General features: G+C 43.2%; 1 pseudogene. It reads left to right on the forward strand.

Going from position 1 to position 243, the window contains the following annotated elements:
• A pseudogene (locus V6E90_RS21755) lies at positions 1-243 on the forward strand (hypothetical protein); the annotation flags it as partial.

Here is a 243-nt window from a genome sequence, read left to right on the forward strand (position 1 = left end):
ACATCGTGGGTGGCGCTGATGCAACAACAGCTGAAGACAAGACCAGCGGTGAGAATGTGATTACACGTACCACTAAAGATGGTATCAAGATCGAGTTGTTAAAAGATGCGAAGTTTGACAGCATCACGACTGGCGATACGGTATTAAATGACAAAGGTGTGACCATTAAAGATGGTCCAAGCATTACTAAAGATGGCATCGATGCGGGTAATAAAGTCATTACGAATGTTGCAGATGGTAAAG

Source organism: Acinetobacter sp. ESBL14 (assembly GCF_036668815.1).
Classification (GTDB): Bacteria; Pseudomonadota; Gammaproteobacteria; order Pseudomonadales; family Moraxellaceae; genus Acinetobacter; species Acinetobacter gyllenbergii.